This is a genomic window from Altererythrobacter aquiaggeris, from assembly GCF_037154015.1.
Taxonomy (GTDB): Bacteria; Pseudomonadota; Alphaproteobacteria; order Sphingomonadales; family Sphingomonadaceae; genus Aestuarierythrobacter; species Aestuarierythrobacter aquiaggeris.
In genome coordinates, this window is the sequence record NZ_JBANRL010000001.1 from 386,115 (window position 1) to 412,021 (window position 25,907).

The 25,907-nt window shown below is 59.0% G+C and carries 21 protein-coding genes and 1 pseudogene; 13 read left to right on the forward strand and 9 right to left on the reverse strand.

Going from position 1 to position 25,907, the window contains the following annotated elements:
• Positions 1–41: 41 nt before the first annotated feature.
• Positions 42–1,454 carry a methyl-accepting chemotaxis protein gene (locus tag WFP06_RS01875; protein WP_336985562.1) on the reverse strand — a complete coding sequence of 471 codons (1,413 nt, stop codon included), beginning with the start codon at positions 1,452–1,454 and terminating at the stop codon, positions 42–44.
• A gap of 345 nt (positions 1,455–1,799) precedes the next feature.
• Between WFP06_RS01875 and WFP06_RS01880 the strand changes: the two genes are divergently transcribed.
• The 3 genes from WFP06_RS01880 to WFP06_RS01890 are packed head-to-tail and all read left to right on the forward strand — an operon-like array spanning position 1,800 to position 7,256.
• Positions 1,800–2,414, forward strand: coding sequence for a recA-like protein (locus WFP06_RS01880; protein ID WP_336985563.1), 615 nt, complete (start codon positions 1,800–1,802; stop codon positions 2,412–2,414).
• Positions 2,320–3,921, forward strand: coding sequence for a Y-family DNA polymerase (locus WFP06_RS01885; protein ID WP_336985564.1), 1,602 nt, complete (start codon positions 2,320–2,322; stop codon positions 3,919–3,921). The genes WFP06_RS01880 and WFP06_RS01885 overlap by 95 nt, the downstream gene beginning before the upstream one ends.
• Before the next feature lie 17 nt (positions 3,922–3,938).
• On the forward strand, positions 3,939–7,256 hold the full coding sequence (locus WFP06_RS01890) for an error-prone DNA polymerase (protein ID WP_336985565.1): 3,318 nt from the start codon (positions 3,939–3,941) through the stop codon (positions 7,254–7,256).
• A 421-nt stretch (positions 7,257–7,677) separates the two neighbouring features.
• On the opposite strand, the gene WFP06_RS01895 is transcribed toward WFP06_RS01890, so the two are convergent.
• The 4 genes from WFP06_RS01895 to WFP06_RS01910 form a co-directional block, all read right to left on the reverse strand.
• Positions 7,678–9,627: a hypothetical protein gene (locus WFP06_RS01895; RefSeq protein ID WP_336985566.1), complete on the reverse strand. Its 1,950-nt coding sequence runs from the start codon at positions 9,625–9,627 to the stop codon at positions 7,678–7,680.
• Between the two features lie 93 nt (positions 9,628–9,720).
• Entirely contained in the window at positions 9,721–11,217 is a 1,497-nt protein-coding gene (locus WFP06_RS01900; protein WP_336985567.1) for a hypothetical protein, read from the reverse strand.
• Positions 11,214–13,577 carry a hypothetical protein gene (locus tag WFP06_RS01905; RefSeq protein ID WP_336985568.1) on the reverse strand — a complete coding sequence of 788 codons (2,364 nt, stop codon included), beginning with the start codon at positions 13,575–13,577 and terminating at the stop codon, positions 11,214–11,216. Before WFP06_RS01905 ends, WFP06_RS01900 begins: the two co-directional genes overlap by 4 nt.
• The gene (locus tag WFP06_RS01910) at positions 13,574–14,941 is read right to left on the reverse strand and encodes a serpin family protein (RefSeq protein WP_336985569.1); all 1,368 of its coding nucleotides are present in this window, start codon (positions 14,939–14,941) and stop codon (positions 13,574–13,576) included. The genes WFP06_RS01905 and WFP06_RS01910 overlap by 4 nt, the downstream gene beginning before the upstream one ends.
• A 1,073-nt stretch (positions 14,942–16,014) precedes the next feature.
• Between WFP06_RS01910 and WFP06_RS01915 the strand changes: the two genes are divergently transcribed.
• Entirely contained in the window at positions 16,015–16,641 is a 627-nt protein-coding gene (locus tag WFP06_RS01915; RefSeq protein WP_336985570.1) for a hypothetical protein, read from the forward strand.
• 13 nt (positions 16,642–16,654) lie between these two features.
• Here the strand turns inward: WFP06_RS01915 and WFP06_RS01920 are convergent, their stop codons facing one another.
• From WFP06_RS01920 to WFP06_RS01930, 3 genes are all read right to left on the reverse strand, one after another.
• Positions 16,655–17,659, reverse strand: a complete 1,005-nt coding sequence (locus WFP06_RS01920) for a nuclease-related domain-containing protein (protein ID WP_336985571.1) — start codon at positions 17,657–17,659, stop codon at positions 16,655–16,657.
• Between the two features lie 125 nt (positions 17,660–17,784).
• Entirely contained in the window at positions 17,785–18,447 is a 663-nt protein-coding gene (locus tag WFP06_RS01925) for a thermonuclease family protein (RefSeq protein WP_336985572.1), read from the reverse strand.
• A gap of 251 nt (positions 18,448–18,698) precedes the next feature.
• Entirely contained in the window at positions 18,699–20,060 is a 1,362-nt protein-coding gene (locus tag WFP06_RS01930) for a Y-family DNA polymerase (RefSeq protein ID WP_336985573.1), read from the reverse strand.
• Positions 20,061–20,247: 187 nt separating this feature from the next.
• Here WFP06_RS01930 and WFP06_RS01935 point away from each other — a divergent pair, with 187 nt between their 5' ends.
• The 9 genes and pseudogenes from WFP06_RS01935 to gntA all read left to right on the forward strand — a co-directional run bounded on the left by WFP06_RS01935 (position 20,248) and on the right by gntA (position 25,270).
• Positions 20,248–20,442 carry a hypothetical protein gene (locus tag WFP06_RS01935; protein ID WP_336985574.1) on the forward strand — a complete coding sequence of 65 codons (195 nt, stop codon included), beginning with the start codon at positions 20,248–20,250 and terminating at the stop codon, positions 20,440–20,442.
• Between the two features lie 138 nt (positions 20,443–20,580).
• Positions 20,581–21,033, forward strand: coding sequence for a hypothetical protein (locus WFP06_RS01940; RefSeq protein ID WP_336985575.1), 453 nt, complete (start codon positions 20,581–20,583; stop codon positions 21,031–21,033).
• An 84-nt stretch (positions 21,034–21,117) separates the two neighbouring features.
• Positions 21,118–21,762 (forward strand): hypothetical protein, encoded by a 645-nt coding sequence (locus WFP06_RS01945; protein WP_336985576.1) that lies wholly within the window; start codon positions 21,118–21,120, stop codon positions 21,760–21,762.
• 144 nt (positions 21,763–21,906) lie between these two features.
• Positions 21,907–22,134 carry a hypothetical protein gene (locus WFP06_RS01950; RefSeq protein WP_336985577.1) on the forward strand — a complete coding sequence of 76 codons (228 nt, stop codon included), beginning with the start codon at positions 21,907–21,909 and terminating at the stop codon, positions 22,132–22,134.
• Positions 22,131–22,871, forward strand: coding sequence for a Crp/Fnr family transcriptional regulator (locus WFP06_RS01955; RefSeq protein ID WP_336985578.1), 741 nt, complete (start codon positions 22,131–22,133; stop codon positions 22,869–22,871). Before WFP06_RS01950 ends, WFP06_RS01955 begins: the two co-directional genes overlap by 4 nt.
• Before the next feature lie 132 nt (positions 22,872–23,003).
• Positions 23,004–23,252, forward strand: coding sequence for a hypothetical protein (locus tag WFP06_RS01960; protein ID WP_336985579.1), 249 nt, complete (start codon positions 23,004–23,006; stop codon positions 23,250–23,252).
• 68 nt (positions 23,253–23,320) lie between these two features.
• Positions 23,321–24,112 (forward strand): annotated as a pseudogene (locus WFP06_RS01965) (DUF2391 family protein).
• A gap of 179 nt (positions 24,113–24,291) precedes the next feature.
• Positions 24,292–24,531, forward strand: coding sequence for a hypothetical protein (locus WFP06_RS01970; protein ID WP_336985580.1), 240 nt, complete (start codon positions 24,292–24,294; stop codon positions 24,529–24,531).
• Positions 24,518–25,270, forward strand: a complete 753-nt coding sequence (gntA, locus tag WFP06_RS01975) for a guanitoxin biosynthesis heme-dependent pre-guanitoxin N-hydroxylase GntA (RefSeq protein ID WP_336985581.1) — start codon at positions 24,518–24,520, stop codon at positions 25,268–25,270. Before WFP06_RS01970 ends, gntA begins: the two co-directional genes overlap by 14 nt.
• An 84-nt stretch (positions 25,271–25,354) precedes the next feature.
• Here gntA and WFP06_RS01980 read toward each other — a convergent pair whose 3' ends face one another.
• Positions 25,355–25,852: a DUF892 family protein gene (locus WFP06_RS01980; protein ID WP_336985582.1), complete on the reverse strand. Its 498-nt coding sequence runs from the start codon at positions 25,850–25,852 to the stop codon at positions 25,355–25,357.
• Between the last annotated feature and the right edge of the window lie 55 nt (positions 25,853–25,907).

The following is a 25,907-nucleotide window of genomic DNA, read 5'->3' on the forward strand; positions in this document are numbered from 1 at the left end:
ATCATTGCCGCCGGAAGCGGATCCGGCCAAAGCCGTTACGATTACAGAGCGTAGGCAATCTCGAGATCGCCCCAACGCCGGCCGCCGAAATACAGCGGCACAAAGATGTTGCGTATCACGACATAATTCGTTCCATCACCCTCGTGCCGATAGACAACGGTGTGGAATTCACTGGTGCTGGCTTTGGCGACTTTGTCCGTTTCGCCCAGGATGATGCGGCCATTGCGGCAATATTTCGTATCATGCACAACATCGCCGGTCGGCTGACGCGACATTTCCGTCCAGTGGGTGGGTAAAAATCCGTTGATATCGGTGCAGATTGCACCGTGATGGCGCGGGTCCAGCGCTTTGACGCGGTCATATTCGGGGCGCCAGTTCGCATCTGCCCAATTCGACAGTTTCGTTCTGTATCGCCGGGGATTGGACCCTTCGATCAGCCGGTAATCATGGTCAAACAGCATATCCAGGGACAGGTCGCCGCGCTGGATTGCGGCTTCGGTGAGCTGCGTGATGTGATCGCGCTCCTTCAACGCCAGGTTTACGAAACTGGTGTCTTCCGGCGATGCCCCGCTTGAAATCAAAGCGCTGAACATATCGTTGGACATTTTTTCCATGGCGTTGATTTTGTTGCGTGTATCGCTGAGCAAAGCCTCGTTCCCGCGCACATCACCCGCAAAATCCGACAGGTCATGGCGCAGTTTCTTGCCGGTCTGATGGTTCTGCGATGAACTGAGGGAAATTTCCTCGCTTTGTGCATCCAGCTTGTCGAACGAGGAGATTGCAAATTCGAGTGTCTGGGTGATTTGCTGGAAATCGCTTTCTGCGGTTTTGCTTTGTTTTACGCCGTCGCTCACCTGCTCGACGATGCTTTCGGCTTCGCTGAACAGGCTTTCGATGGCGCGGTTGATTTCCTTGGTCGCGGTTTGGGTATCATGCGCCAGCGTTTTAACCTCGTCGGCGACAACCGCAAAGGTGCGCCCCGCATCACCCGCACGGTGCGCTTCGATTGCGGCGTTCAGTGCAAGCATGTTGGTGGTCTTGGCGATGTTGTCGATTGAAGATGACACCGTCCGCACCTGTTCCATCACCACGGCGAAGTTGGTTACGTGATTGCCCAGCTGGGTGACGAGATCGGTAACCGAGCGGAAGCGTCCGATCGCTGTATCGACCTGTTGCGCGCCTGAAACCAGTTGCTCGCGCGCGCGGGCAGAAAACTGCTTGGCTTCGCCCGTCGCATCGGCAATTTTCTGCTGATCCTGTTCGAGGTTGAGAACGACCTGTTCCAACCGTTCGAGAATCGTCAGTTGCGATGACATTTTGCTGGTTACGGTCAGAATATGTCCGCTGGCATCGGTGCATCCCACGGCGAGATGTCCACAAGAGGCAGCGGTGTTTTCTTCGATTCCCGGCCGCGATCCCGCCACGAAAGCTGATTGATCCACCTGTGCGTTCATCGCGTCGTTTACCCCTCTACGCCGCGCAAACGGCAACAATTTTCATCAATTGCGGGGTATAGGTTTGTAGTTAACAAGTTCTGAAATCCGCCCGCTTGCACGTGTTTGCCCAAGAATGCGCGCAGCCCGGCCCCGGCTCCGGCTCCGGCCCCGGCGCACACCAGGCAGAGGCGAGGGTGCACCGGGCAAAGCGGGAATGCGTTGCGGGAAGGAAAAAAATAGAACATAAGAAGAACAGGTGATTCTCTTATGGTCGATATTCTGTGCCGATTTCCTTCTGTCCTTTTATCCCCGCCGCGCGTTCCGGCAAGTGGATTCGTGCCTTCCGGGCCGACACTTCAGGAGGTGTTTACCGCGCCTGGCGATGCGGCGGGAATTGGTTTGGCGCTGTCACAATTGAATGTGCGCAATACGGCCTGCGATTCTGCTCCGCTGTTGTGGGTGCAGGACAGGAAGTCGATCCGCGAGATGGGGCGGATGTTCCTGCATGGACTGCCGGCTGCTGCGGGCCGCGATATTGTCCATGTCGCGGCGCAGGACGGGCGCGAGGCATTGTGGGCCATGGCGGAAGGGCTGAAATGCCCCTCGCTCGGTGCGGTAATCGGCGAGATACACGGCGACCCGCGCGCGCTCGATTTCACCGCCACGCGGCGGCTGGCGGTCGCGGCGGAGCGATATGGCGTGCCTGCTTTTCTGCTGCGGGTGAGCGGCAATCCCGATCTCAGCGGTGCGCGGCGGCGCTGGCGGGCGGCAAGCCGCCCCTCGCTGCCCCATCCGCACGACGAGAATGCGCCGGGTATGCCCGTCTGGTCGCTCGACCTGTTCCGCGCGCGCGATATGCCGCCGCATATTTGGGAGGCGAGCTATGACCAGGCAGCCCTCCGGGCGGAGAATCGTCTCGACATGGTTTCCCCGGCTGGCACTGGACCGGTGGAGGAAGATCAACGCCGGTTCGGCTGATCACCCCGCTGACAGCACCCCGCTCGCGCTCGTTTCGGAAGGCGCGCATGGCACGGTTATAGATGCGGTAAATGCCGCCGCGCGCGAAGCCGGTGCCAAACCGCGGCAGCGGCTGACCGATGCCCGCGCGATCTATCCGCTGCTGGAAGTTCACCAGTCAGACCATGATGGCGATGCTGTTCTGCTGGAGCGTTTGACACACTGGGCGCATCGCTGGAGCCCGTGGACCGCCATCGATGGAACAGACGGCCTGCTGCTCGACACCACCGGAGCGGCGCATTGTTTCGGCGGGGAGGCAGCGATGCTGGCCGATATGCACGCCCGCTATGCTGCGCTGGGTTTTGCCAGCCGCACCGCCATTGCACCAACTGTTGGCGGCGCCTGGGCGCTGGCACGCTTTGCCAAAGACGGGACCAATGTGGACGAACAGGGGCTTCGTACCGCGCTTGCCCCTTTGCCGGTGCAGGCCCTGAGGATCGATGCCGATACCGCGCTTTTGCTGCGCCGCGTGGGTCTGAAAACCATCGGCGCGCTGGCGGATATTCCCACGCTGGCGCTGGCCCGCCGGTTTCGCTCGCCCAGTTCTGGCAGGAGCCTTGCCAGAAGCTTCGCCAGACGCAAGGCGAATGTGCCGGCCAGCCCGCTCCACCGCTTGCAACAGGCGCTGGGGCAGATTGCCGAACCGGTTGAGCCATTGGCCCCGCGCACGCTGTATCGCGCAAGCTCGCGCGTGGCCGAACCCATCCGCCATGTCGCGGTGCTTCAGCCGGTACTGGCCGACCTTGCGCGCGATTTGTGTGATCAGCTTTTCGCGCGTCAACAGGGGCTGCGCGCGGCGCGGTTCGAAGCGTTCAGGGTCGATGGGATGATCCAGGCGCTCCACGCCCAAACCGCCGCGCCGGTGCGCGCGCCGGATCACATTGTGCGTCTGTTTGCCGAAGAACTGGGAAAGTTGGAGGCAGGCTTCGGCTTTGATGCTTTTGCGCTCACCGCCTTCCATCACGAAGATATGGCCGCGCGGCAGGCCGGGCTGGATGAAGAAGTGGTGGAAGGCACCGCGCTGCCCGAACTGATTGACCGGCTGTGCGCAAGGATCGGCGCAAACCGTGTGCTGCGCCCCGTCCCCTATGCCAGCCATATGCCCGAACGCTCGGTCGGTTGGCGGCCCGCCTTGCAGGGAGAGCTGGCGCTTGCCGACGCAGGCCCGCCAGCCGAACGCCCGCTCCGCCTGTTCGACCGGCCCGAACCCGTCACCGTGATCTACGCCACGCCGGAAGGCCCGCCGCGCCGGTTCCGCTGGCGGCGCGTGCTGCATGATGTGGTGAAGGTGGAAGGGCCCGAACGCATTGCGCCGGAATGGTGGCGCGAACGATCCACCGCGCGGCTGCGCGACTATTACAAGGTGGAGGACGAGACCGGACGGCGGTTCTGGATATATCGCGGCGGGGTGGCGGGTGATGGCCGGGGCGGCGCGCCGCAATGGTTCATGCATGGTTTGTTTGTGTGATGGGCCGGTTGGCATAGATGCCCGAAGCCCCGCTCACCCCTGCCAGGCGCGAACTTGCGCCCAAAGGCCCGATCACGCGCCGCGCACCCGCCGATTATGTCGAGTTGGGTGTGATGAGCTGTTTTTCTTTCCTGCGCGGCGCGTCGGATGCGGTGGATCTGGTCGAGACTGCCTATACCCACGGTTATGATGCGCTGGGGATCGCCGATCTCAACACGATGGCGGGCGTGGTCCGCCTCCACGCCAATGCCGGCAAAGCGCAGATCCGTCCGGTAATCGGCTGCCGGATCGAACTGGTCGATGGACACGCCTTCCTGGCCTATCCACAGGACCGCGCCGCCTATGGCCGCCTGTGTACACTGTTATCGCGGGGCAAAATGCAGACCCCGGAAGGCGCGTGGCAGGACAAGGGCGCGTGCCAGATCACGCTTGATATGCTGGCGCAACATAGCGAGGGCGTGCAGCTGATCGCTCTGCCGGGAGAAGATGTTGCGGCATTCGCGCGCACGCTGCCCCGGCTGATCGAAGCACTGCCAACTATGCGGCACATCGCCGCCGCCTGCCTCTATAGCGGCGGTGACCGCGCCCGGATCGCCTTTCTGGACACGCTTGCACGCACCAGTCACTTGTCGATCCTCGCCACCAATGATGTCCATTATGCAACGCCATCGCGCCGGCCGCTTCAGGATGTGATGACTTGCATCCGCGAGAAAACCACCATCGCCGCAGCCGGCTATCTGCTGAACCCCAATGCCGAACGTCATTTGAAAAGCCCGCAGGAAATGCAGCGCCTGTTTGCCCGGTGGCCCCATGCCATCGCCGCGACGCGGGACGTGGCCGATGCCTGCCGGTTTTCGCTTCATGAACTGCGCTATGAATATCCCGAACTGGGTGTGCCGGACGGGATGACATCAGACGAATATCTGGCGCAACTGACATGGGCAGGTGCGAAGGATCGCTATCCCGGGGGAATACCTGCGGCTATCCGGGCAACGCTGGGCAAGGAACTGGCGCTGATCGCCAAAATGGAATTTTCGCCCTATTTCCTGACTATCCGCGATATTGTCACTTATGCGCGGGGGCTGGACATCCTGTGCCAGGGGCGCGGCTCCGCCGCCAACAGCGCGGTATGCTATTGTCTGAAAATCACTTCGGTCGATCCGGCCCAGTTCGAATTGCTGTTCGAACGCTTCATTTCCGAAGAACGCAAGGAACCGCCCGATATCGATGTCGATTTCGAACATGAACGGCGCGAGGAAGTGATCCAGCATATTTATGCGGCGTATGGCCGCGACCGGGCGGGCTTGTGCGCCACAGTCATCCATTACCGGCCGCGCAGCGCAATTCGCGAAGTCGGAAAGGCAATGGGCCTGTCCGAAGATGTTACTGCAACCATCGCCAAGACGATATGGGGCAGCTGGGGCAGCGAAATGGACGCAGACCGTGTCGCAAAAGAAACCGGGCTGGATCTTGCCGATCCCTATCTCAAGCGCGCCATCGCGCTGGCCGACCAGATGATCGGGATGCCGCGCCACCTTTCGCAGCATGTCGGCGGGTTCATCGTCACTCGCGGTCCGCTGACCGAAACCATTCCGATCGGTAATGGCGCGATGCCGGAACGCAGCTTCATCGAATGGGACAAGGACGACATCGAGGAACTGGGCATCCTGAAAATCGATATTCTGGCGCTGGGAATGCTCACCTGCATCCGCAAATGCTTCGATCTGATTGCGGCGCATTGCGGCGAGGTGCACACGCTCGCCAGCGTGGAGCAGGAGGACCCGGCTGTTTACGCAATGCTGCAAAAGGGGGATTCGCTTGGCGTGTTCCAGGTAGAAAGCCGTGCGCAGATGAACATGTTGCCGCGTCTGAAACCGGCCACGTTTTACGATCTTGTCATTCAGGTTGCGATTGTGCGCCCCGGCCCGATCCAGGGTGATATGGTCCATCCCTATCTCAAACGCCGCAAGGGCAGGGAAGAGGCTGTATATCCGGAACCTTCCCCCGAACACGGGCCGCCCGATGAACTGCGCAATATCCTGAAACGCACGCTGGGCGTTCCCATCTTCCAGGAACAGGCGATGAAAATTGCCATGGTCGCTGCGCGGTTCAGCCCGGCAGAGGCAAACCAGCTGCGCAAGGCAATGGCGACCTTTCGCAGCCGGGGGCTGGTATCCAGCCACAAGGAAACAATGGTCGGGCGGATGGTAAAGCGCGGTTATGATCCCGAATTCGCCGCCCGCTGTTTCAGCCAGATCGAAGGTTTTGGCGAATATGGCTTCCCCGAAAGCCATGCCGCCAGCTTTGCGCATCTGGTGTATGTCTCCAGCTGGATAAAGTATTACCACCCGGCGATTTTCGCTGCCGGCTTGCTCAACTCGCAGCCGATGGGATTTTATGCCCCGGCCCAAATCGTGCGCGATGCCCGCGAACACGGCGTGAGGGTACTTGCCGCCGATGTGAACTATTCCGACTGGGACAATACGGTGGAATGGCAGACGGTGGGGGGGAGGCGTCAACTGGTCCTGCGGCTTGGGCTGCGCCAGATCGATGGTCTGGCAAAAGCGGATGCGGCGAAGTTGCTGGATGCGCGCGGCACCCCTTACGCCGATGTCGAGGATGTGCGGGAACGCGCCGGACTTGGCGCGGGGGCCATCAACATTCTCGCCGCCGCCGATACATTCCGCTCGGCAAACCGCGACCGGCGGGCGGCCTTGTGGGATGCCCGGGCGCTGAAAAATGCGCCGGACCTGCCGCTCTTCATTCATGCCGGGCAGCGCGATGAAGGCGGGGATGCGCCTGTATTGTTGCCCGCCATGCCGCTTAGCGAACACGTTGTCGCGGATTACCAGACCATGCGCCTGTCGCTCAAAGCGCATCCGTTCGCCTTCCTGCGCCCGGCCTATGCACAGGATGGCTTTACCCCCGCCGCGACCTTGCGCGACCAGCGGTTCAATACCCGCGTGAAAGTCGCCGGGATCGTGCTCATCCGCCAGCGTCCGGGCAGCGCCAAGGGGGTGTGTTTCATTACGCTGGAGGATGAAGGCGGGGTCGTAAATCTGGTGATCTGGCCCGATGTCATGGAACGTTACCGGACGATCATCATGGGCGCGCGACTGATGGAGGTGCATGGCCGGATGCAAAAGGACGACGATGTGATCCACGTCGTCGCCGAACAATTATTCGACGCCACACCCAAATTGCTGGCGCTGTCCGACGACCTGCTCGAAACCACCGTGGCGCGCGCCGATCACGTGGCCAGCCCGCTCCCGTCAGGCCTTGCCCGTCATCCCAGAGATGTGAAGGTCATGCCATCCTCGCGCGACTTTCATTAAACGCGCTGCATCACCGTGCGTTGCGGACCGCCCGCCGCGCGGCGCAAGGCCGGACCTTACCCGCGCCTTTTGCTTCAAATCTGGTCGCGGCGCATTCCAACGCAGAGCACGGTAGCATCAACGCCGTCCGGCATCCGCGACGACCCGGCCTGTTATCGGACCGGCCAGATACAGATCGCTGTGTTCGATATTTTCCTACAGCCAGCGCCGCTGATAAGCAGCCGGCGGCTCTTTGAAATCGTAGTCTCAAATATTCGCGCGCCTTCACCAGCAGTGTCACTCTGGCTGACTGTGCAATAAATAACTGAAATCAAAGTATTTAATGCACCGTTAGCGCGGGTGACAGGGTGTAACTAGTGTAACCCTGGCGATACCGGAATGGCGCGTGCAAAGGCTTGTCCGTACAGCAGCAGTCAGGCAATCAACGCAACATCGCACGCATCACGACATCGCCATCCGGCAGCGGGACGGTGTATTCCGGGTCAGTAGGACAAGTGCTGACACAGATGATGTCGGGGAAGTAATTTTGGTCAATCCATTGCGCCGCTTTCTGGACTGCGACTTCCGTGACCGGATCGCCATTCGGCTGGTCGCCCGGGCAGGCGACTGCGTTTGCGGAAGCCGTGCGTCTCCCTTCCGTGAATTGTATCGAAACAGGTGTGCAACCATCGAAATACCCTGTTACCCCGCCATAACCGTTGCGATTGCCCATGTTCGTGCTGCCATCATATTCGATCCACAGCCGGGTCGGGTCGGGCAACGCCCGGTCCCCGATGCGCGTGATGAAATAACGCCGAACGGTCCAGTTGCCGAAAGCATCGGCGGGGCGCGGCGGCGCGATTTGCCTCATCCGGCGATCGGCCGACCGCGCCAGTTCGCGCGCCTCATCCACGCCGGTCCCCGCAAAGCCCGCTGAACCCAGCACATTCGCGCCCTCGATCGCCTCGACCAATTTTCCCCCGACAATCCGCATCAATGGCAAAGTCATCTGCACGACGCGCGGATCGCTGGAAGATGCCATTCCTTCGCTCAGTCGTCCGGCGATGTAACCGGTTCTGCTTGCCAGCAGCAGCACCTCGGCACCTGTTTCGGGCGTGATGGCGGGCGACCGGTTCAGGTCCACCAGTGCCGGCATCCGGACGATCAAAAGATCGCCGGTTTCGCGCCTGCCCCGCCAGCTTTCGCGTACGCGGTAAAGATAATCGAGCGATAGCCCGTCGCCGCGATCAACCGGTCTGATCCCCTCCAGCACCGCCAATGCGACAATGGGCGCGCCGGCAAGATGTTGCTCCAGATTTTCATATCGCTGGTCTGCAGCAGGCAACAGCCCAGCCTTGGCGGCTTGCTCATACTGCCAGGCGTTGAGGCCCGCAAAAGCGAGCGTACGCGGATCGGCGGGAGTTTCGACACCGGGAAACCCCTCGCCGCCCAATGCTACCGCTCGCAGCGCCAGTTCAAATCGCCGGTTAAGGTCCAGCTTTGCTGATGCCGCGGCGAGCTCCTGCGCCCAAGGATACGGCGCCACCGTTTCTGCATCGCGCGCCAATTCCGGGTACCGCGCTGCGGGAACGAGCGTGGCGCGCGTCCCGCCAATCCTGACCGTCATGCGGGTTTCGACCGGCTCGGCGACAAATTCCGCGCCCATTCCGAGCTTCGCCAACCGGTCGCCCAAGGTTCGGGCGCGGCAATTTGCGTTTTCGCGGGAATACGAGCCGCCGACGCGAACCTGCCGGTCCCTGTCAGGCAGCCAGCCGTTTGTCGCAAAGCTGCAATTTGCAGCTTCGACCTGATATTCCGAGCCAAAGGTGACGCGCGTCAGTTCTCCACCACGGAACGGCCGCCCGCGCGTGTCCGCCAGCAGCCATTCGCCCCGGACGAAATCCTCGCTTGGATAAGTTCCAATGACATCGACCTTGGAAAACTGCCAAATCTCGTCGCCGCGTGCGATGCGCAGGCTCGTGCTGTCTGGCATCGTGATCGACACCTCCACTGCGTCAAATGGGGCAAGTCTCTGCCGGGACCGGCAATCCGAAGAGGGGCGGGTATAGTCTTCAACGGCGTATCGCCCGTCGCCCAGATCGCGCAGCTGACCCTGTGTCAGATCGCAGCCCGAACCCCACGAAAACATCGGGCTCCAGATGGTGAGACGACCGCTGTTTGCGTTCCGAGGACCCGAAATCTGTCGCCATTCGCCATAAAGTTCCTTCACCGCGTCGGACATTGGCGCAAGCTGGCCCGGTTGCGGAGGCGGTGGGGGGAGAGGTACGGAAGCAGAGGCCGACTGAGGCTCGTCCGTCCGGCTCTGGACGGTGCCGCATGCCGCAAGTGAAGCTACCAGTAGCAGCAGGAAAGCCGCTCTGTCAGACCGCATCGCTGGTATCCCTCCTGATCGTGTTTGACTGTTCGGACGCGCAGGAGGGGTGTTCGTCCGGGCTTTCAGACGGGTAAAAATGGGCATCGGTTTTCATGGCGCGCGGCACTGCAGTTCGTTACCATCTAACGTCAACCGGGCGCCGGCGGGGCCGATACGAAACCCGCCGATCCAATCGGCCCAGACGACCCTGACGGAGCTGGCAGGAGCCAGATCGCAGGTCAACTTTCCAGCTTGTGCCGAACATAGAACCGCATCTTCCTGACCAAAAACCGTCATTTCGTCTATCTGTCCCCGCTCGGGTAAATCTGCAAGCCTGGCAGCATCTTCCCGGCCAAAGCGCACGCAGTCGGTCAGGGCAAACGGGTCAGGCTCAGGTTCCGGCGGCTTGCGGACAGCATCCGGTATAGGAGCCGCTTCGGCCACTGCAGAGAGCCTCGCGATCAGGCTGGCCGAAGTCTCATACCAATAGGCATCATCCTGTGAGGGTCTATCGCGGGGCCCGGTCTGACCTGGATAGAGAACGCCGTTCACCAATGGACCGTCAATCACATCCACCCCGCGCGGATTGTTACGCAGCCGCGCCAGGGCCGCCGGCGTGCCGGTAACCTCCAACTCCGTGATCAAAGGTTCTGAGGTGTTGTTGCGAAACCGCGAAGCTGCTTGCGCCACAAGCCACACATGCCGGCGGATCAGCGCATCGTTATCCAGCGTTTCGGTATTGATATCGGCTAGCATATTTGCTGCCAGAATGGCGAGCGCTCCGGACGAATTGGCCGCGCGCGCATCTGACACGGCGCGATCAATCAGCGCGGCGCCGGCAAATCCGGCAGGTACGCGTGTTTCATCAACCAGATCGCCACCGGCAACTCGCACCGCAAAGGGGACCAGCCCGGTTTCACGGAGCCAGCGCCGGGCTTCGCGTCCGCTCACGGGCCTTTGGAAGCGTACAATGGTGCGATCCGCAGCGAAATCAATCTGCGGTGCTAGCGGCTCTGTTTGGAGCGGGCCGGACCATGCTAGCCAGCCTTCGCGCGTGCCCAGCCCGGCCTGCACGAGCGGGAAAGCTGCTGTGGTCAGATTGTCATACAGAGCAAAACGGCCAAGCAACCGTCCATCGGCATCGCGGAAAACAACATAGGTTTCGCCCTCGCGAACTGCGAGCCAGCCTGGGTGGCAAGAGGTCAGGGAGTAATTGCCATCCGCCTGCGGCACGAATTCTACCGGGTAAGGGAAGGGGGTCACTCGCCCTTGCTCATCAACCCAGTGCTGCGCTTCGATCTCGCGCTGGTCAGGACCCGCTGCGCCGACAAACAAGGTAAAGCGATCGGGCGAATTGCCTTTCAGCCGCTCGATCACCTGAAATGTGGTCACAGGAATGCGCCAGTTCGCATCGCTGCCAAAAGCTTCGCCAGACTGGCCAGCTACCGCGACGTCGACCGTGGATGCCGCCGCTGCCATTTTCGCGGTAAAGAAGTTTTTCGATGCCGCGCCCACCGGTTCTGGCGGTCGGGAATATTGGCAGGCACTGGCAGCTTGCGGAGCAAGCGCAGTTGCACACAGGGTTAGCGCGATCAGCGATTTCTTCATTTGGCGTAGCTACCCTTGATCCTGAATGCCTGCGCGATTGGCCGCAACCGTTGGCGCAAATCCTCGAGCCCAATCGGTTCAGGATAAACGCCGACGGGGCGGACAATACCGTCCCCGTCAATCCGCGATGGCGGCATCCACGGGGTGGAGACGAACCAGCGGCCTTCGCTGCGCGCTGCGCCTTCACCCCCCTGCACATAGGACATATGGCGATAAAGCGCATCGTTGAGATGCAGCACCCACCGCGATCCGGGTTCGAGCGAGTTGGGCAAACCGGGCAGCAGCACAGGCTCGTCCCCGCCCTGCCCGTAAACGCGCTCGCCTGCCTCGTTTTCCCGCTCGCCCGATGCGAGCCGCTGGCGCAGTTCGCTGCCGGGTGCGGCATTGCCAGTAAGTGCATCGATCACACGCCAGCGCACCGAAGAGGCAAAGCCGTCAGGGCCGTTGTCGAAAATGTCGATACCAACCGGCTCGGCAATCACGATATCCGTGGCCAGCACCGCGCGCTTCTCGACAGTTGCCCGTCCGTTCATGGCTTCCATCGCTTCGATCGGATCGAAGCCCGCACGGCGCAAATCCTCGATCCGCTCCACCGTCTGACCGTAAGCGATCATGAAGTGCGTCTGCTGGAGCGAGCCTGCTTTCGATGGCTTGCGCGCAATCATGCGGCTTTCGGTTTCGCCGGTGTGCGGCGGTTCGTGCCGTATAATCGGCGTGTTCGCGACGAGCGCACGGATTGCGGCAAAATCCGGGTGAGCTTCAAGCGGATACCAGATCGCTTCGGGATCGCTGCGGACCGCAATGTCCTGCCGGTAGATAGCTGACTGGTTGGGAAGTTCCAGCCTGACCAGCGCAGGAAACGTGACGCGGCGATCAACGCCCGCCTGCGAAAGTGCGGTGATATCGCCGGGATTAACCCCGACGAACCCTTCAATTTCGCTGATCCTGATATTGGCGGCAATGCCCGCTAGGGCGAGCTGTGCCGCAATATCATCGCGCGCTACATCAAGCGCATTTGCGCCGGCGGGAACGACCTGGCCCGTAACAAAGCCGCGCAAAACGGCGGGTACAAGGCTATCGAGCGTTACCGCCGCCGTGTGAAAGACATGCGCCGTGGCCTGCCCTTCATCGATGTAAATTTGCGCGATCACATCGCCGCGTTCCATCATCATTGCGTCGCGCCAAGCTTTGAGTTCGGCAAAACGCGCCATATCGGCGGCATAATCGGCCTCCGCCGTGACCCGGCTGCCCAATTCGCGCTCGCGGCCCGCCAATGCGGCCTCCTTGCGCTGCGCATCCCAGCTCTCGCGCGGCACAATCCCGCGCACCACGCGATAAGGGCCGGGGCACCCATCAGTGCCGATGGCGTTGGTTGGCGGTGTCTCTTTATTAGGCTGGAGGCCCATCAGTACAACGTCGCTATTCGCATAGACCTTCGCGCCGGAAAAACGGTTCATCACAGCCACACGGTCGGGATCGGTCAGATCGAGCGCTTCGCTCTGTTCCCAAATCGCGATCCTGGGTTCCTCTCCCTCGGGTTCGAGCCACAGGCACCCATTACGCAGCGCCAGCTTTGCCGGCACATCGGGCACGCCCACTAATGTGCTGGCCCCGCCATCGGTGCGGTTGGCGAATTGCGGGAAGTTGCGCACCCTCGTATCGCCTGCGGGAATTGGCGGCACAGCTATGGGAAAGGGGTTTGGCTCATTGAAGATCACATAGTCGGGCAAGCCGATTTCTCCGCGCGCGGCCGCCTCGCGTATTGGGTCGGCGCTTTGGCCAAGGCTGATCTCTACTTTGCCGGTCGTCACGTTCCCACCCGCTCCATACCAATTAATGCCAAGCCGGGTGAGGTCATTGACGATGCGGTCCTGTGCCAAGCGCAGTTCGATCAGCGACGGCCCGGCGCGCTCGACCGCGAAGAACAGCGGATCGCCGGTGTATTTGGCCAAAGTCGCCGCCGCATCGCGGGTGAAAGCGACCGCGACGCCGTAAGTCGGCTCGTGCTGAATCCACAGGCCCGCAAAGGTATCCGGTTCCTGTTCCATCAGAACGACGTTTAGACTGCCAATCGATTGATCTGGCGCGCCGGGCGCAGGCGGCGGGCCGGGTTCGCTGCGCGGGCCTGTCGAACCGCGCAGCTGGATTTCGAAACGCCTGTGCGCTTCTTCGACGCTGACGCAGTAGGAGCGGGCATAGATGGCAGTCTCGGCAAACTCGCCCTTGAAATTCTCGATTCCGTCGATCTCCCTGGCGGTGAGATTGGGACAGGCTTCGGACAGCGGTTTTTCGTCCTGTGCCGGCGCGGGCTGGGCCGAGGCAAGCGCCAACAGGCCCACGACCAGAAAATTCGACGTCATTGCGATTGCTCCACGGGGGTCGGATCGGCAATCCGGCCAAAGAATATGAGCGCGCCGCTGGCACGGTCGCGGATGGTCAGCAGAAACGGGCGATCCACGATCATCTGCGGCACGTCGGGCATCATGCGTGATCCGGTCACGACGATCTTTACTGCGGTCGCAGCCGCCGCTTCGGTGCCTTTCTCGTCCACCCGCAGGAAAGTGGCGTGAGCCACATCGTCAAGCGCGAGCGGCGCGTCCGCCATGCCGCTGAAATCGGCACAGTTGTTGTTGAACGCACACGGAATTCCGGCCGCGATCAGGACATTTTTCACGCTTGCGTCGAAACGCGCTTCGAACCGGGGCAGGCGAAGCAGGATTTTCCGTTTCGGTGCCGCGCCAAGATCGAATTTTCCGTCGCTGCCTTGCTGTCCGAGGTTGAACGAAAGCGCATCGATATCCGCTTCCCACTTCCGCAGCGTTGCCGCGTCACGGGGCAGGAAAACTTCCATCACGAAGCGCCCTTTGCCATAGGGTAACTGCACGGCTTGCCCATCGCTCGTCTCTCGGTAACGCATCGGCGCGATCCGCTCCATCATATAGATCGGTAGCATGGAGCCGTCGCCGCGGGTGAACTCGCCAAACGTTCCGTCTTCGAACGGCAGGCTCCAGTCGGCCTTGAACCACACCGCATTGGTCAAAACGGCGGCGGTGGCGTCATTGAAGCCGCTTGCTTCAACAATCTTCGTAATCCGCTCGCGCGTCTGCTCGCTCACCCAGCCATTGATGGTGTCCGCCGATCCCTGCGGATCGCCACCAAAATCGACAGCCTGAGCGGCTGCCCCAAACCCTTCACTCGCCGCGCGCAGATAATCGGGCTGGAACACAAGTTCGTCTGACAGCCACACCGCATTGGCAACTGATAATGCGACCTGCTTGTCGCCCGTATCGGTAAGGAAACGATTGTAACTACGCACCAGCAATTCGGGGCTGGTCGCGGCATCCCACCCCAGCAATTCGCGCAGTTCCGCCTCGGTTTCCCCGCGTGCTCCGGGCATGGCAAGTCCCACCCCCTCGCTTAATGAAAGCGGCGAAATAAACAGATTTTCATTCGGTTCAGCCGCTTCGGCCAACCGGGGATAGAGCCGCGCTGCAATCTGCGCTTGCCCTGCTGTCAGATCCGCCGGGATCGGCGTGACGGCCATTCCGCGGTCCTGAAAAATACCGGCAGGCGCGGCGCACCCCGGCAGAAGCGCGAGGGCCAGGGCTGCAGCCGTATTTTTCAACCAGGAAGCCGCGTTGCCCGGCGCTGCATCGCCCGATCCCGAACATGCTGCTTGGATCTTCGAAACGCGTACACCTGACCGGTTTTTCACACCTTCCATCTTATCACACCCTCCATAGCGCGGGGCAGGGTAGATAAGGTCTTGTGAACCCTGGATAAATAGAAAAAGCCTGCTGCGGGCCGATTTCCGAGACCGTTCGATCAGCACCAACCACGCCCACCTCCGCATTACCAAACGCGCGCGGTGCGGATTTGCTGCCGTTCAGGGTTACACTAGTTACACCCTGTAACTCTGGCATAACTGCGATTAAGTAACACTATTTCAGAGGTTTATGGCGCAAGTCATCGTGGGTGACATTTCGGGCGATGACGCGAAAACACTTCGCATTACGCCAAACCAGCAATGTCAAAGAACCACGAACGACATATCAGCATGAGCGGATGTAGGAAATTGCCGCGGCTATCGGCAAATAGTTCGCCGCGCCTGCAATGCAGTCGAAGCCTGCGGGAAGGTTCGGGTATGAGCCTGCAAGAAGAGCAGCGGCAATACCTGCTTGCCCCGCCACGGGGTGACTAAAGCAATCCCCTCGAAATTCTGCGGAAGTGCTGGCAACGAAGCGCCCGCAGGCGAGATTATGTCTGCTTGGCTGACTGTTTGGTGCGCGGTGCAGTCGTCAGCGAACTCGTCTCTCCACCAAGTTCCCTGTTTTACGGGAATCTAATCGAGCTAGATCGGGGTGAGGTAGGCAAAAATTGGCGGTCTAGCAGTGAGTTACGGTGTGCTGATCGATTATCGGTCACGACTTAACAGGGAAACGTAACAGGGAATTCGATCCTCCTTGGCAGGGAAAACCGTGTTCTAAGGCAGGGAACAGTGTTTTGCCGAACTAGCAGCAGGACGCGGTATTTCTGGGAAAGTTATCCACTTTGCCCCGGACTCGGTTCCGGGGCGAAATAAAATGGGATACTGGCAATCCTACACCGATGCGGATTTTGCGCGCACGCAATTCGAAAGAGCATCGGTTATGAGAAGATCAAGTAATTTGAGCCGCCCCAAGGGAAATCGTCCTCTTGGCAAGCCCAGCAAGATAGAGCCATCTGCTCACCATCACAAAGCCAACGGTATCAACGCTAGGCAAATCGTTCGCTGGCCGATTGAGGATCTGACGCCCTATGCGCCTCAGTGATGATGCATTCTTGCTCGATCTTATCGGCGATGCGGTTTGCGACCCCGGAACGCTGCAATCGGTCCGCCAGCAAGGCGATCTGACCTCGGCCCAGCTTCGCAGCGGTTCGGCAGCGACTAAGGCGGAACTGCTGGCTGCAATCCTGAGTGCGGTGAGGCTCGATGAACAAGCAATTGAAGTAGAGCTATCAGCAGCGGGCATCACTCAGGCGCTAGACCTGAAAAGCAAGGGGCCGCTGCGCGACTTGCCAGCGATTTTCATCCCAGCGGTGCGGTCTCGCTCGGGCCATCAGCTCAAGCTGGTTGTGCTTGGAGCAGGCCATGCTGAAACACCGCCAGCAAGGCATGACGGAAAACTCATCGCGCTTCTTGCAGAGGCCCTTGATGCGCGGGATCTGGTTTTCGCAATCCCCGACGTGTCGATGAACGCTCTCGCCAAGAGGGAAGGCAGGTGCCGGACAAGGCTTGCAAGGCTGGTGGGCATCTCGTGCCTAGCGCCCGAATTGATCAAACAGGTGGTGGAAGGCAAGCAAACAAACGAGCTTACTGCCGAAGTGCTGCAATCTGCCCCGCTACCAGCTGCGTGGGCCGATCAGCTATCCAAATGGGGTTAGGAGCCTCAATTCATCACTTCCGAAATTCCGAAAGCGCGATCAGAATTTCTGGGAGCTGTTCTTCTTGGATCAGCCAGTTCCTGTAGCGCGGGTTCCAGCGGGCATGGCCCTTGCAGGTGGTCCTTACGACCTCAATTAAGGCGTCGTTTTTCTCATTGCGCAGCGCAAAGCAATCTGGCGCGATTTGCGAGATGGTGATGTCGCCGTGCAGCGTCGCGATTATTTGGGGTGTATTGCTGAAGCTATCGGCCGGAGGCACTTGCTCGTCCGGCTGCGGATCGGTTTTCTTGCTCTTATCTTCGTGCGGAAGCCGCAGTGTGGCACGCCAGTCGCGTTTGAAAGGGGTGTGGGCACGAACTAGCTGCTCACCAAGACCTTCGAAATCGTCCTGCGACATCCCCTTCAGTAGATGCCTACCAACAAGACCTACGGCGCTTGCGAAGCCGATTTGCGCCGACTGCTCCTTCCACCAAGAGACGAAATTGTCAGACTTAACAACGTGGGCATCCGCAGGTAGCTTTCGGCGATCAACGCTAGATGTAGGAGAGATCAGCACGACCGGGCGAATCTCCCGAATTTTGTCTAGCCCATATGCGTCCAGCCATTGACGCAGCATCGCACATTGCCGGCGGGCCTGGTTTATCGGAGAGGCTATCGAAACTGGCCTTGAACCGGTCCAGACGGTCCAATCGCCGTGCTCGTCGCAGGTTAACCGGCCAGAGTAGTTTTTGGTCTCCAGCACCCATGCGACTGCTTGGACCCGGTGGATGACCAGATGATCGATTTGAGCATAGTCATCGTCCATTCCGATCCGAAGATCGTTTAAGATAGCCGTATTCTCGCTTTTCCCAAACTCTCTACTGATGAAGTGAGCTGCACTATTCTCGCCATTTAGGCCACAATATAGATTGTTTATTTGCTTCTGAATGACCGCGCGAAAGCGGCGGGGCGATACATCCCTCAAGCGTTTAAGCTCGGCAATGTCTTCAGAGCGATTGTCAGCATCTTTCAGAATCATTGGGCCATTTTACTTCAGTCTGTTGGTGACAGAATCAATCAAATACTTGGTGACGTCTTTGGGCAAGGTTGGCAACCTAGCGATGGTTCGCATAGGTGTTGTGATGAGGGCAGTTTCGGTTTGGGTTACCGTCTCCGGCCACGGTAAGGTTCGCAGGCAATCCCGTCATTGTCGCCGTCCATCTCCGGTCGATAGCCAGGTTGACCGCGATATATTGGGGCGGCTCCAGCCGCGCGTGCTTCTCTGCAATTCCGATAATAAACCTCGCGCCTCTCTGGCTGCCTAACTGGTGCAGGTGCAGAGCGACGCTTCGAAACTATCACTTCGCGTGGATTGGCGGCACGGTACGCTGAAGGCTTCTCAAACTGCGAACCCCAAATACCAATTTTCAAATCGCGAGCGCGCGTTTCGTATTTCACGTAGGCTGTACTGAATTGAGTAAGCGAGACGGCCATGCCGCCTTTCACCATCTCAGCACCAATATCGTATCCGCTTGTTCGGCAGGACGCGACTATGCGGTCATACTGGTCAATGTCGCGCTGTGTGCAGACAATCGAACGGTTTGAGACGAGTTGGGTCAGCACGGCTTTGGCTTCTTGACCACACTGCCACGCCTCATCACTGCGCTGGCAGGTCTGCGACAACTCTGGCGCATCGATGCCATGGATACGTATCGAAAACCCGGCGAGCTCCAAACTATCGCCGTCCACCACCTGCGCTTGACCAGTGATAATCTGCGCATTTGCGCTTGTCGAAAATAGCAAAAGAGCGAGGGTGACAACCTTCATGACCGCCGCTTTTTACCTGTCAGATAAAGCATAGTAAATCACGTGATCCATTTTTGAGCGTCCGCTCAGAAATCAGAAATCAGAAATTTGATGATCCGGCAATACTTGGCCGATACTAAAGACGGTGGCTGGCCAAAAAATTGCAGCTTTCTTCTGGAAATGGGCCGGTTTCGGACTGGCTGGTTCCCGTCATCAAAGAGCGGAAATCCGTCATTCGGCTTACGACCCAATTGCGGTCATTCAGCAGCGCTCTAGTTCGAGTAAAACTGCGTCGCACCGTCATCAGTCTGCACTTCGCTGAAATCCTGAATGTCAGGAATGCGACCGAACGCGATTTTCGCACCAAGGTAGCCACCGGGCAGCGCGACCCTGGGGCCATATGACACTGCCGACGGTCCATGTTTCGCGCGTAATTGGTCCATGACATTACTTAGGCGATCGCGCCTACCGGGATCATCGGATGCATGTCGCGGCGGATCAGCATCCGCCAGATCGGTGAACAGATCACGCTGTATTTCAGCTTCAGCCAGTAGCCCGTGAAGCATGACGCTCACGGACCTGGGCTTGAAGCCTGCCTCCGCTGCGCTTCGCTGCAAGCCTTTGGATAGTGCCTCTAATAACGCCCGGTCATTGCGAGTGGCAGCGAAGGGGATTTCGCAGCTCCAGCGCAGCTTTTTGTCCTGTCTGGATCGTGCGGGGTAGTAATTTCCGCCACGCATACTGACCGTCATTTTCGAAGCGTTCTGGTCAGTTCTCCGCAGCCGCCGCGCTGCGCTCAAGGTGAGCTGTCGGGCGCATTCACGCACTTTGTCCGGTGTCCGCCAGTCAGGGGGCAGATTTCGGCTATGGCCAAACATACGCTTGATCGTCGGCGGTCTTTCGACGTGCAGGCCGTGCAGTTCATTCCAGAACCGTTCGCCTTCAACATTCCCCCATATCGCCCGGGCCTGCTTGCGCTCGGTCGCCCACAGCGCCCCGACAGAATGAATGCCTGCCGCGTTAAGGCGCGTTTCTATCCCCTCGGACACGCCCGGTAGGTCGCGCAGCTGCAGATGGTCGATCTGACGTGGTAATTGGTCTGTGCGAAGCTGGACGAACCCATCGGGCTTGTTCATTTCTGCAGCAATCTTCGCAAGCAATTCGGTGCGGGCAATGCCGATTGAACAAGTCAGCACTTCGCTGAAGGTCTCTGCAAGCTTCCGTTTGATTGCTTGAGCAAGAGTCTCGGCAGTTGATCCTTCGGAATGAAGCAGGTGGCAAACGACTTCGTCGATAGAACGCACCGTCGCAACCGGCACGCACGCCTCGATGGCTGTCAGGATTCGCTGGTGCAACCGCACATACGCATCTGGCCGCGCAACGACGAAAATCATTGCGGGCGCGATTTCCCGGGCCGCCACAACCGTCGCGCCAGAAGGAACGCCCAATGCCTTTGCTTCCCGGCTCATGGCTATGCAGCCCGTGCCCGGCGAGTCCAAGGGTACAACACCCACCGGCTTGCCTCGCAAAGCCGGGTTAAAATGTTGCTCCGCCGACGCAAAGAAGCTGTCGAAATCTAGGTACAAACGCTGTGCGTCCGCTGCGCTTTCCACTGTTTGACGATTCGTGATCATTCCAGCAAAATAGAACAAAAATAGAACATGGACAATTGGAACCGGCGACCGATTGGGTGATTGTTGTTGATGAAGAAGTATCCGCCCGCGTCTTGGAATGCGGATGTTCTGATATCTTTAGCGCGCACGCTAGGACTTGCCGCAGCGTGCATATATGCGATCTAGTGCCGATCGCGAAAGTGTATTCATGAGCCGACTGCCGAGCGAATTTCTCAATGACGAATTGTTTGGGCGGGCGATGGCCCTGAACGATGCACCGATCGACATCGGCGGCAAATATGTCTTGGTATGGTTGCAGCAAACCTTGCGCGGTCATGACCACCCCACAATCGATGCCGGCGTCCAGATTGCCAACGAACTGGGAATACCGGCGCTCGTCTAGCACGGTTTGCGAGAGGATTATCCGCACGCCTCTGCAAGGCTTCACGGCTTCATCATTGGTGCGAGCCGCGAAATGGGCCGAACACTTCGCAAGCGCGGCATTGCCTGTGTGCAGCATGTTGAACGTCCGTCCGCGAAAGTGAAGGGCCTCGTATACAAACTGGCAGCGGACGCTGCCTGTGTGGTCACGGATTCGCACGCGACTTTCGTGGGGAACTGGCAGGCGCACCGGCTTGCCGAAAGGTCAGCGAAAGCGCTGGTGGCGGTCGATGCGACACGGCTGGTTCCGCACAAACTGTTGCCGTCAAGGTTGGGCGCGACAAAGGCATTTCGCGCTGCTCACGGTCCTCTGCGTGACCAGTGTCTGGCTGCACGCATTCAGATCGATCCCCTTGTCGAGCCTTACGACGGCCCTCTGCCCTATGAACCCGATTGTCTGGCGGATTTGGATGACGACGATGTCGCGAACCTGATAGCCGAATGCCGCATCGATCAGTCTCTTCCCGTGAGCAAGGAGCATCCGGCCACCGCTTCCGCGGTCCAGCAGAGGATTGAAGCGCTAACCGGCTCAATTATCACCCGCTACAAGTGAACCCGTAACAATCCGGCGGGGTCCGGGGCGGGAAGTCAACTCTCGCCATACCTGCATTTCGGCATGACCAGCCCATTCGAGATAATGCGCGCGATCTTCGCTGCAGATGTAAGCAAGACAGTCCGCTATAAGTTTGTGGACGAGCTGCTCACTTGGCGCGAATGGTGCCATTGGCGCGTTGCGGAAAAGCCCGAGCTTATCAGTTATCAGTCGCTTCCAACCTCGGCGAAAAAGACGCTGGAAGCGCACGCGAGCGACCCGCGCGAAACCATTTCCCTCGGTGATTTGATACATGGCCGGACGCCAGACGAAACCTGGAATGCTGCGCAGCGCCAATGGCTGGCGACAGGCTGGATGCACAACAACCTGCGTATGTATTGGGCTAAACAGATACTCAAATGGACGCAGAGCCCGCAGATGGCCTGGGCCACCGCGTGCTATCTGAACGACCGCCTCTCACTCGATGGCCGCGACCCGGCTACCTATGTGATGATGCGCTGGGCGTTTGGTGAAGCGCGACCCGGCTATAGCCAGCAGCCGATCTACGGCTGGGTCAGCACAAAGGGCGATGGTGCGTTACGCAAGCGCGCAGGCGTGCCGGAGTGGTTAAACAAAATGGCTTCATCGGAGATACCCCAAGTCGTGGTTCCCGAAATCGGCAATTGGGAATCCATGTATATTGAAGGCCTGAGCGATCACGATGAAAGAGGAGAGCAGGCGGTCGGCTAAGCTGATCGTTTTTTTGCCCTATTCGAGTTTGTGGGGGCCCCGCGGTGCATCGCTTCCGGCAAAGTCTCCTTGCTTACGGGACTTGCGGCGATAAAAAACGCGATAAGGATTAGCGCGCCGCAGTTGCGGGAGAAGAGGGGTAAAGTGGACGACATTCGCATTATCAAGCCACAATCCGGAGACGGGTTTCGCTTAGCAAAAGATCAATCGTTGGCAGTCGATGATACTTACGTCGAGCAGCCCGGCGATCGTACTCGATTTACAGCCGAGTCGGATTTGATGGTGGGGCTGGCATCGTGTTCGGCTCCGCTATCGAATATTGGCGCGTTCAAGCAGATCCATTACTCCATCAGCGACGGACCAGAAGCATGATAACTGAGCTTTTCCTCAAGGGGCGTCTGCGGCACGCGATGCGCGCAGAAGAGCAAGAAGCCGTCGAGGATGCTATCGATCACACCATACATCTAGGCGGCCGCGAAAAGCTGGTCGAGCGCGGTGAAAGGGTCGATTATAGCTATTATCTCGTCGAAGGCTCGATGATGCGGTTTATCGACGATCGACGTGGGTTTAGGCAGATCGTCGGGCTCCAGGTTCCAGGTGACTGGGTCGACCTTCATTCATTCCCGATGAAGCGGCTCGATCACGATGTCCAGGAACTCGCCCCTGCCAAGCTAGCAGTCTATAAACACGATTGCCTGCAAGAATTGATCGAGAAGCACCCCCGTCTCGCAAGGATCATGTGGTTCTCCACTCTGCTGGATGCAGCGATGCACCGCGAATGGATATTCCGGCTTGGCCGGCTCAACGCCGAGGGCCGCATCGCGCACACGATTTGCGAACTTATCGAGCGGGTGAGAATGGTGGGTTTGTATGACGAAGGCAAATTCCCATTCCCTCTCACTCAGCAGGATTTCGGAGAAATCTGCGGCATCACGACCGTCCACTCCAACCGCACCATGAGACTGCTGAGGGAACGCGAATTGCTACGCTACGACGAAGGTGCGCGCACATTAACCATCCTCGACGAGAGCGGGTTAAAGTCGGTCGGGGAATTTGACGCCGCTTACCTTTACGGCGCGGGCGAACTGCATCTTACCAATCCCTACTGACGGGCACCACTATAACAATCATTGGTGTGATTTGAGGTAACTTCGCTTCGTTAAGCGCGTATGGAACGAACACAGAACCAACGCGGCAAATTCTGCCGCGTCCTGGCGTCATCCGCTTAGCGAGTATCCCCTTTGTTTACCCAGCTCACCACTCCTTTGCCCGTCCACGTTACCGATAAGGGTCCCGGACTGGCTTTCGCGGTCATTGATTACGGCCCTGAGCACAATCTGCTCTGGATCACTGCGCTGGATGATGGTGGAGAGATCTGGTGCGCGCCCAACCCTATGGTTAGGATGCAAGCTAATTGGTCCATGGGGCGATCCAAGGGTATCGAAACAGCTATTGGCTCCGGCAGTGCCGAGAGCGAGCACGTTGGATGATTGCTGTCACCAAGTGGGATGAAATCGTCAACGATGGCGACAAGGACTGCAAAGCCGGCGAAGTCGAGATGCGCGACATCGCCCGTGGATTTGCCGGGGCGTTGTTTGTTTCACTTCCATTGCTGTTCACGATGGAGATGTGGCAGATTGCGCGCACGATGCCCGACTGGGTGCTGCTTGCTTTTCTCGCACTCGCACTCGGCCTTAGTAAGCTCTATCTCGACTTTGCTGGATTCCGCAAATGGGCCTGGCAGCGTTCACATTGGTGGGACGCGCTTGTTGCAATGGGCATCGGAGTGATCGCCAGCACGGTCACACTGTTTGTCACAGGCACGCTTCATCTGGGTCTCGATCCTTACCTGATGGCGAAACTGGTCGCACTTGAAACCGTCCCGATGAGCATCGGGGCCGCAGTCGCCATTAATCAGTTGGGTGGAGGCGACAGCAAGGGCACTGACGCGACGGGCCTTAGGCTCGACCTCAGGGTGGTACTTGGCAGCCTGCTTGGCGGTTTTCTGTTTGCATTGAACATTGCTCCAACAATGGAGCCCAAGATCATTGTGCTCCAGTAAAACTGGAGTTTGATAGGCGGAACGATGATCGTTTCCATCGCTGTATCCTATCTTACAGTCGCGATCGCCGCGTTCGAGACGCGCGATCTGCAGGATCGTGTCATCATAACCGCTGAATGGTTCGAAGCTATTGTCGCCTATATCAGCGCTTTTCTGATTAGCCTGATCTTGCTCTGGGTGTTTGGCTACGGAACGCCTCTCGATCCATTGGAAGTCTGGCTGCCTCAGGCGGTGACACTTGCCTATGTAACAACCCTTGGCGGCGCTGCCGGGAGACTCGTCCTTTAAATAACCATACCAATAGCTCGGTCCCGGCGGACGGGTCGTCAGACCCGCATGCGGAATCGTCATATGCTCCGACTATCCTGGGTTGGGCCGCGCGCATCATCAGCCTTGCGCTGGTCGCTGGCCTTGCGGGCATCATCGCGTGGCAGATATCGCAAGAAGAACGCGACATCGCGTTTTCAGTGGAAGTACAATCCAACAAAGCACGCAAGCAGGGCGCACAGTTTCTCACCCCCGTCGACATCACCAATACGGGCTCCGCCACTGCGCGGATGGTCAATCTGGAGATTTTGACCGGGGCAGAGCCGCAGGAGATCGAAATTGCGCTGATAGGACAGAATGAAACCGTCAGCTATGTCATCGCGACGGATGATCCGCTCAACCAGACAGGGCACCGGATTGTAAGTTATGAAGCGCCTTGATGACGATGCACCCGAGGGTGTAAACCGCCTTGTCATGTCTCCACGTCTTGAGACCACAGGCGCCAAGCGCGGCATCGACGCAACGACGGGCGTGGCACTTGCTACCCGCTTTCGCGAGTTTATTCAGAGCAGCGACTATCCCTGCGTCGGCGCGAAAAGCGCGCTCGGACGAAACCAGATGACAGCCTATGTCGGTAACGCCCTGACTTCTGCCTGGGATGATCTGGCTATCGTCGATGAGCTAATTGATTTTGCGCACGCCTATGCTCGCAATCCAACCATGTTTCAAACTTTCGTCGCGTTCTTCCCTCACACGCGAGAACTCGACGAAGAATTGTTCGAAAAGGCCCTGTGGGAGCGGATCACCTCGCTTCAGAGCAAGGATGAATGGTTGGGCCAGGCCTACGATGCCAAGGTGAGCAGCGACCCGGCAGCGCCGGATTTTTCGCTCAGTTTCGGCGGCATGTCATTCTTCGTTGTGGGGATGCACCCGGCTGCATCACGGCCGGCGCGCAGATTCGCTGTGCCGACTTTGGTATTCAACTTGCACGATCAGTTCGACCGACTGCGCACGGATGGTCGTTACGAGAAACTGCGCGCTGCAATTCTGAACCGCGACGTGCAGTATGCAGGCTCGGTCAACCCTATGTTGGCCAAGCACGGAGAGAAATCCGAAGCCGCCCAATACTCCGGCCGCATCGTAAGCAGCGACTGGAAGTGTCCTTGGCCGGGAAGGTAAGCATTTGGCAATTGATCGTAATTGAGAAGGGTCGGCCCCGCGCGAGGAAAATATCTCCTCGAACGGGGCCGACAGCGATATGGATCAGGATTTGGCAGCCTCATTGAGACAGCCTTCGGCGACTTTGGACATCTCTTCATCAGCCCAGTAGATTTCGCCGGTAATCTTTTCGAGTTTCTGGGCGTGGTCGGCTTTGTCCAACCCTTCGGCAAAAGCTCGGCTCGTGCCGAAACCTGCGATCCCGTAATGGCAAAGACGTTGGTATTGAGCCAAAATGACAACATCCTGCACCGCATTCAGGTGCGGGGCCTCTTCAATGGCGTGCTTCTTGGCTTCCTTGCAAAGGCCTTCCATCCCCTTGCAATGCTCCTTGCCGCTTTCGCCGCATTCTTCGAGCAGCCCTTCGATCGTTGAGGTGTGTTTCTCGATACCGTCGATCGTCTTTTTCAAATGTGACTTTAGGGCGTCGTTTGTAGCCGCCTCGTGCAATTCCTTGACGACCTTCTTCATTTGGTCGTTGGCAGACACCAGGTCTTTCAACTCGTGGGTGTAGCAATCGGACAGGTTGGATGGTGCAGACATTTTCTTCTCCTTAGACCGATCAAGTCATTAGTGATGAAGTCCGTTCCGCAACCAG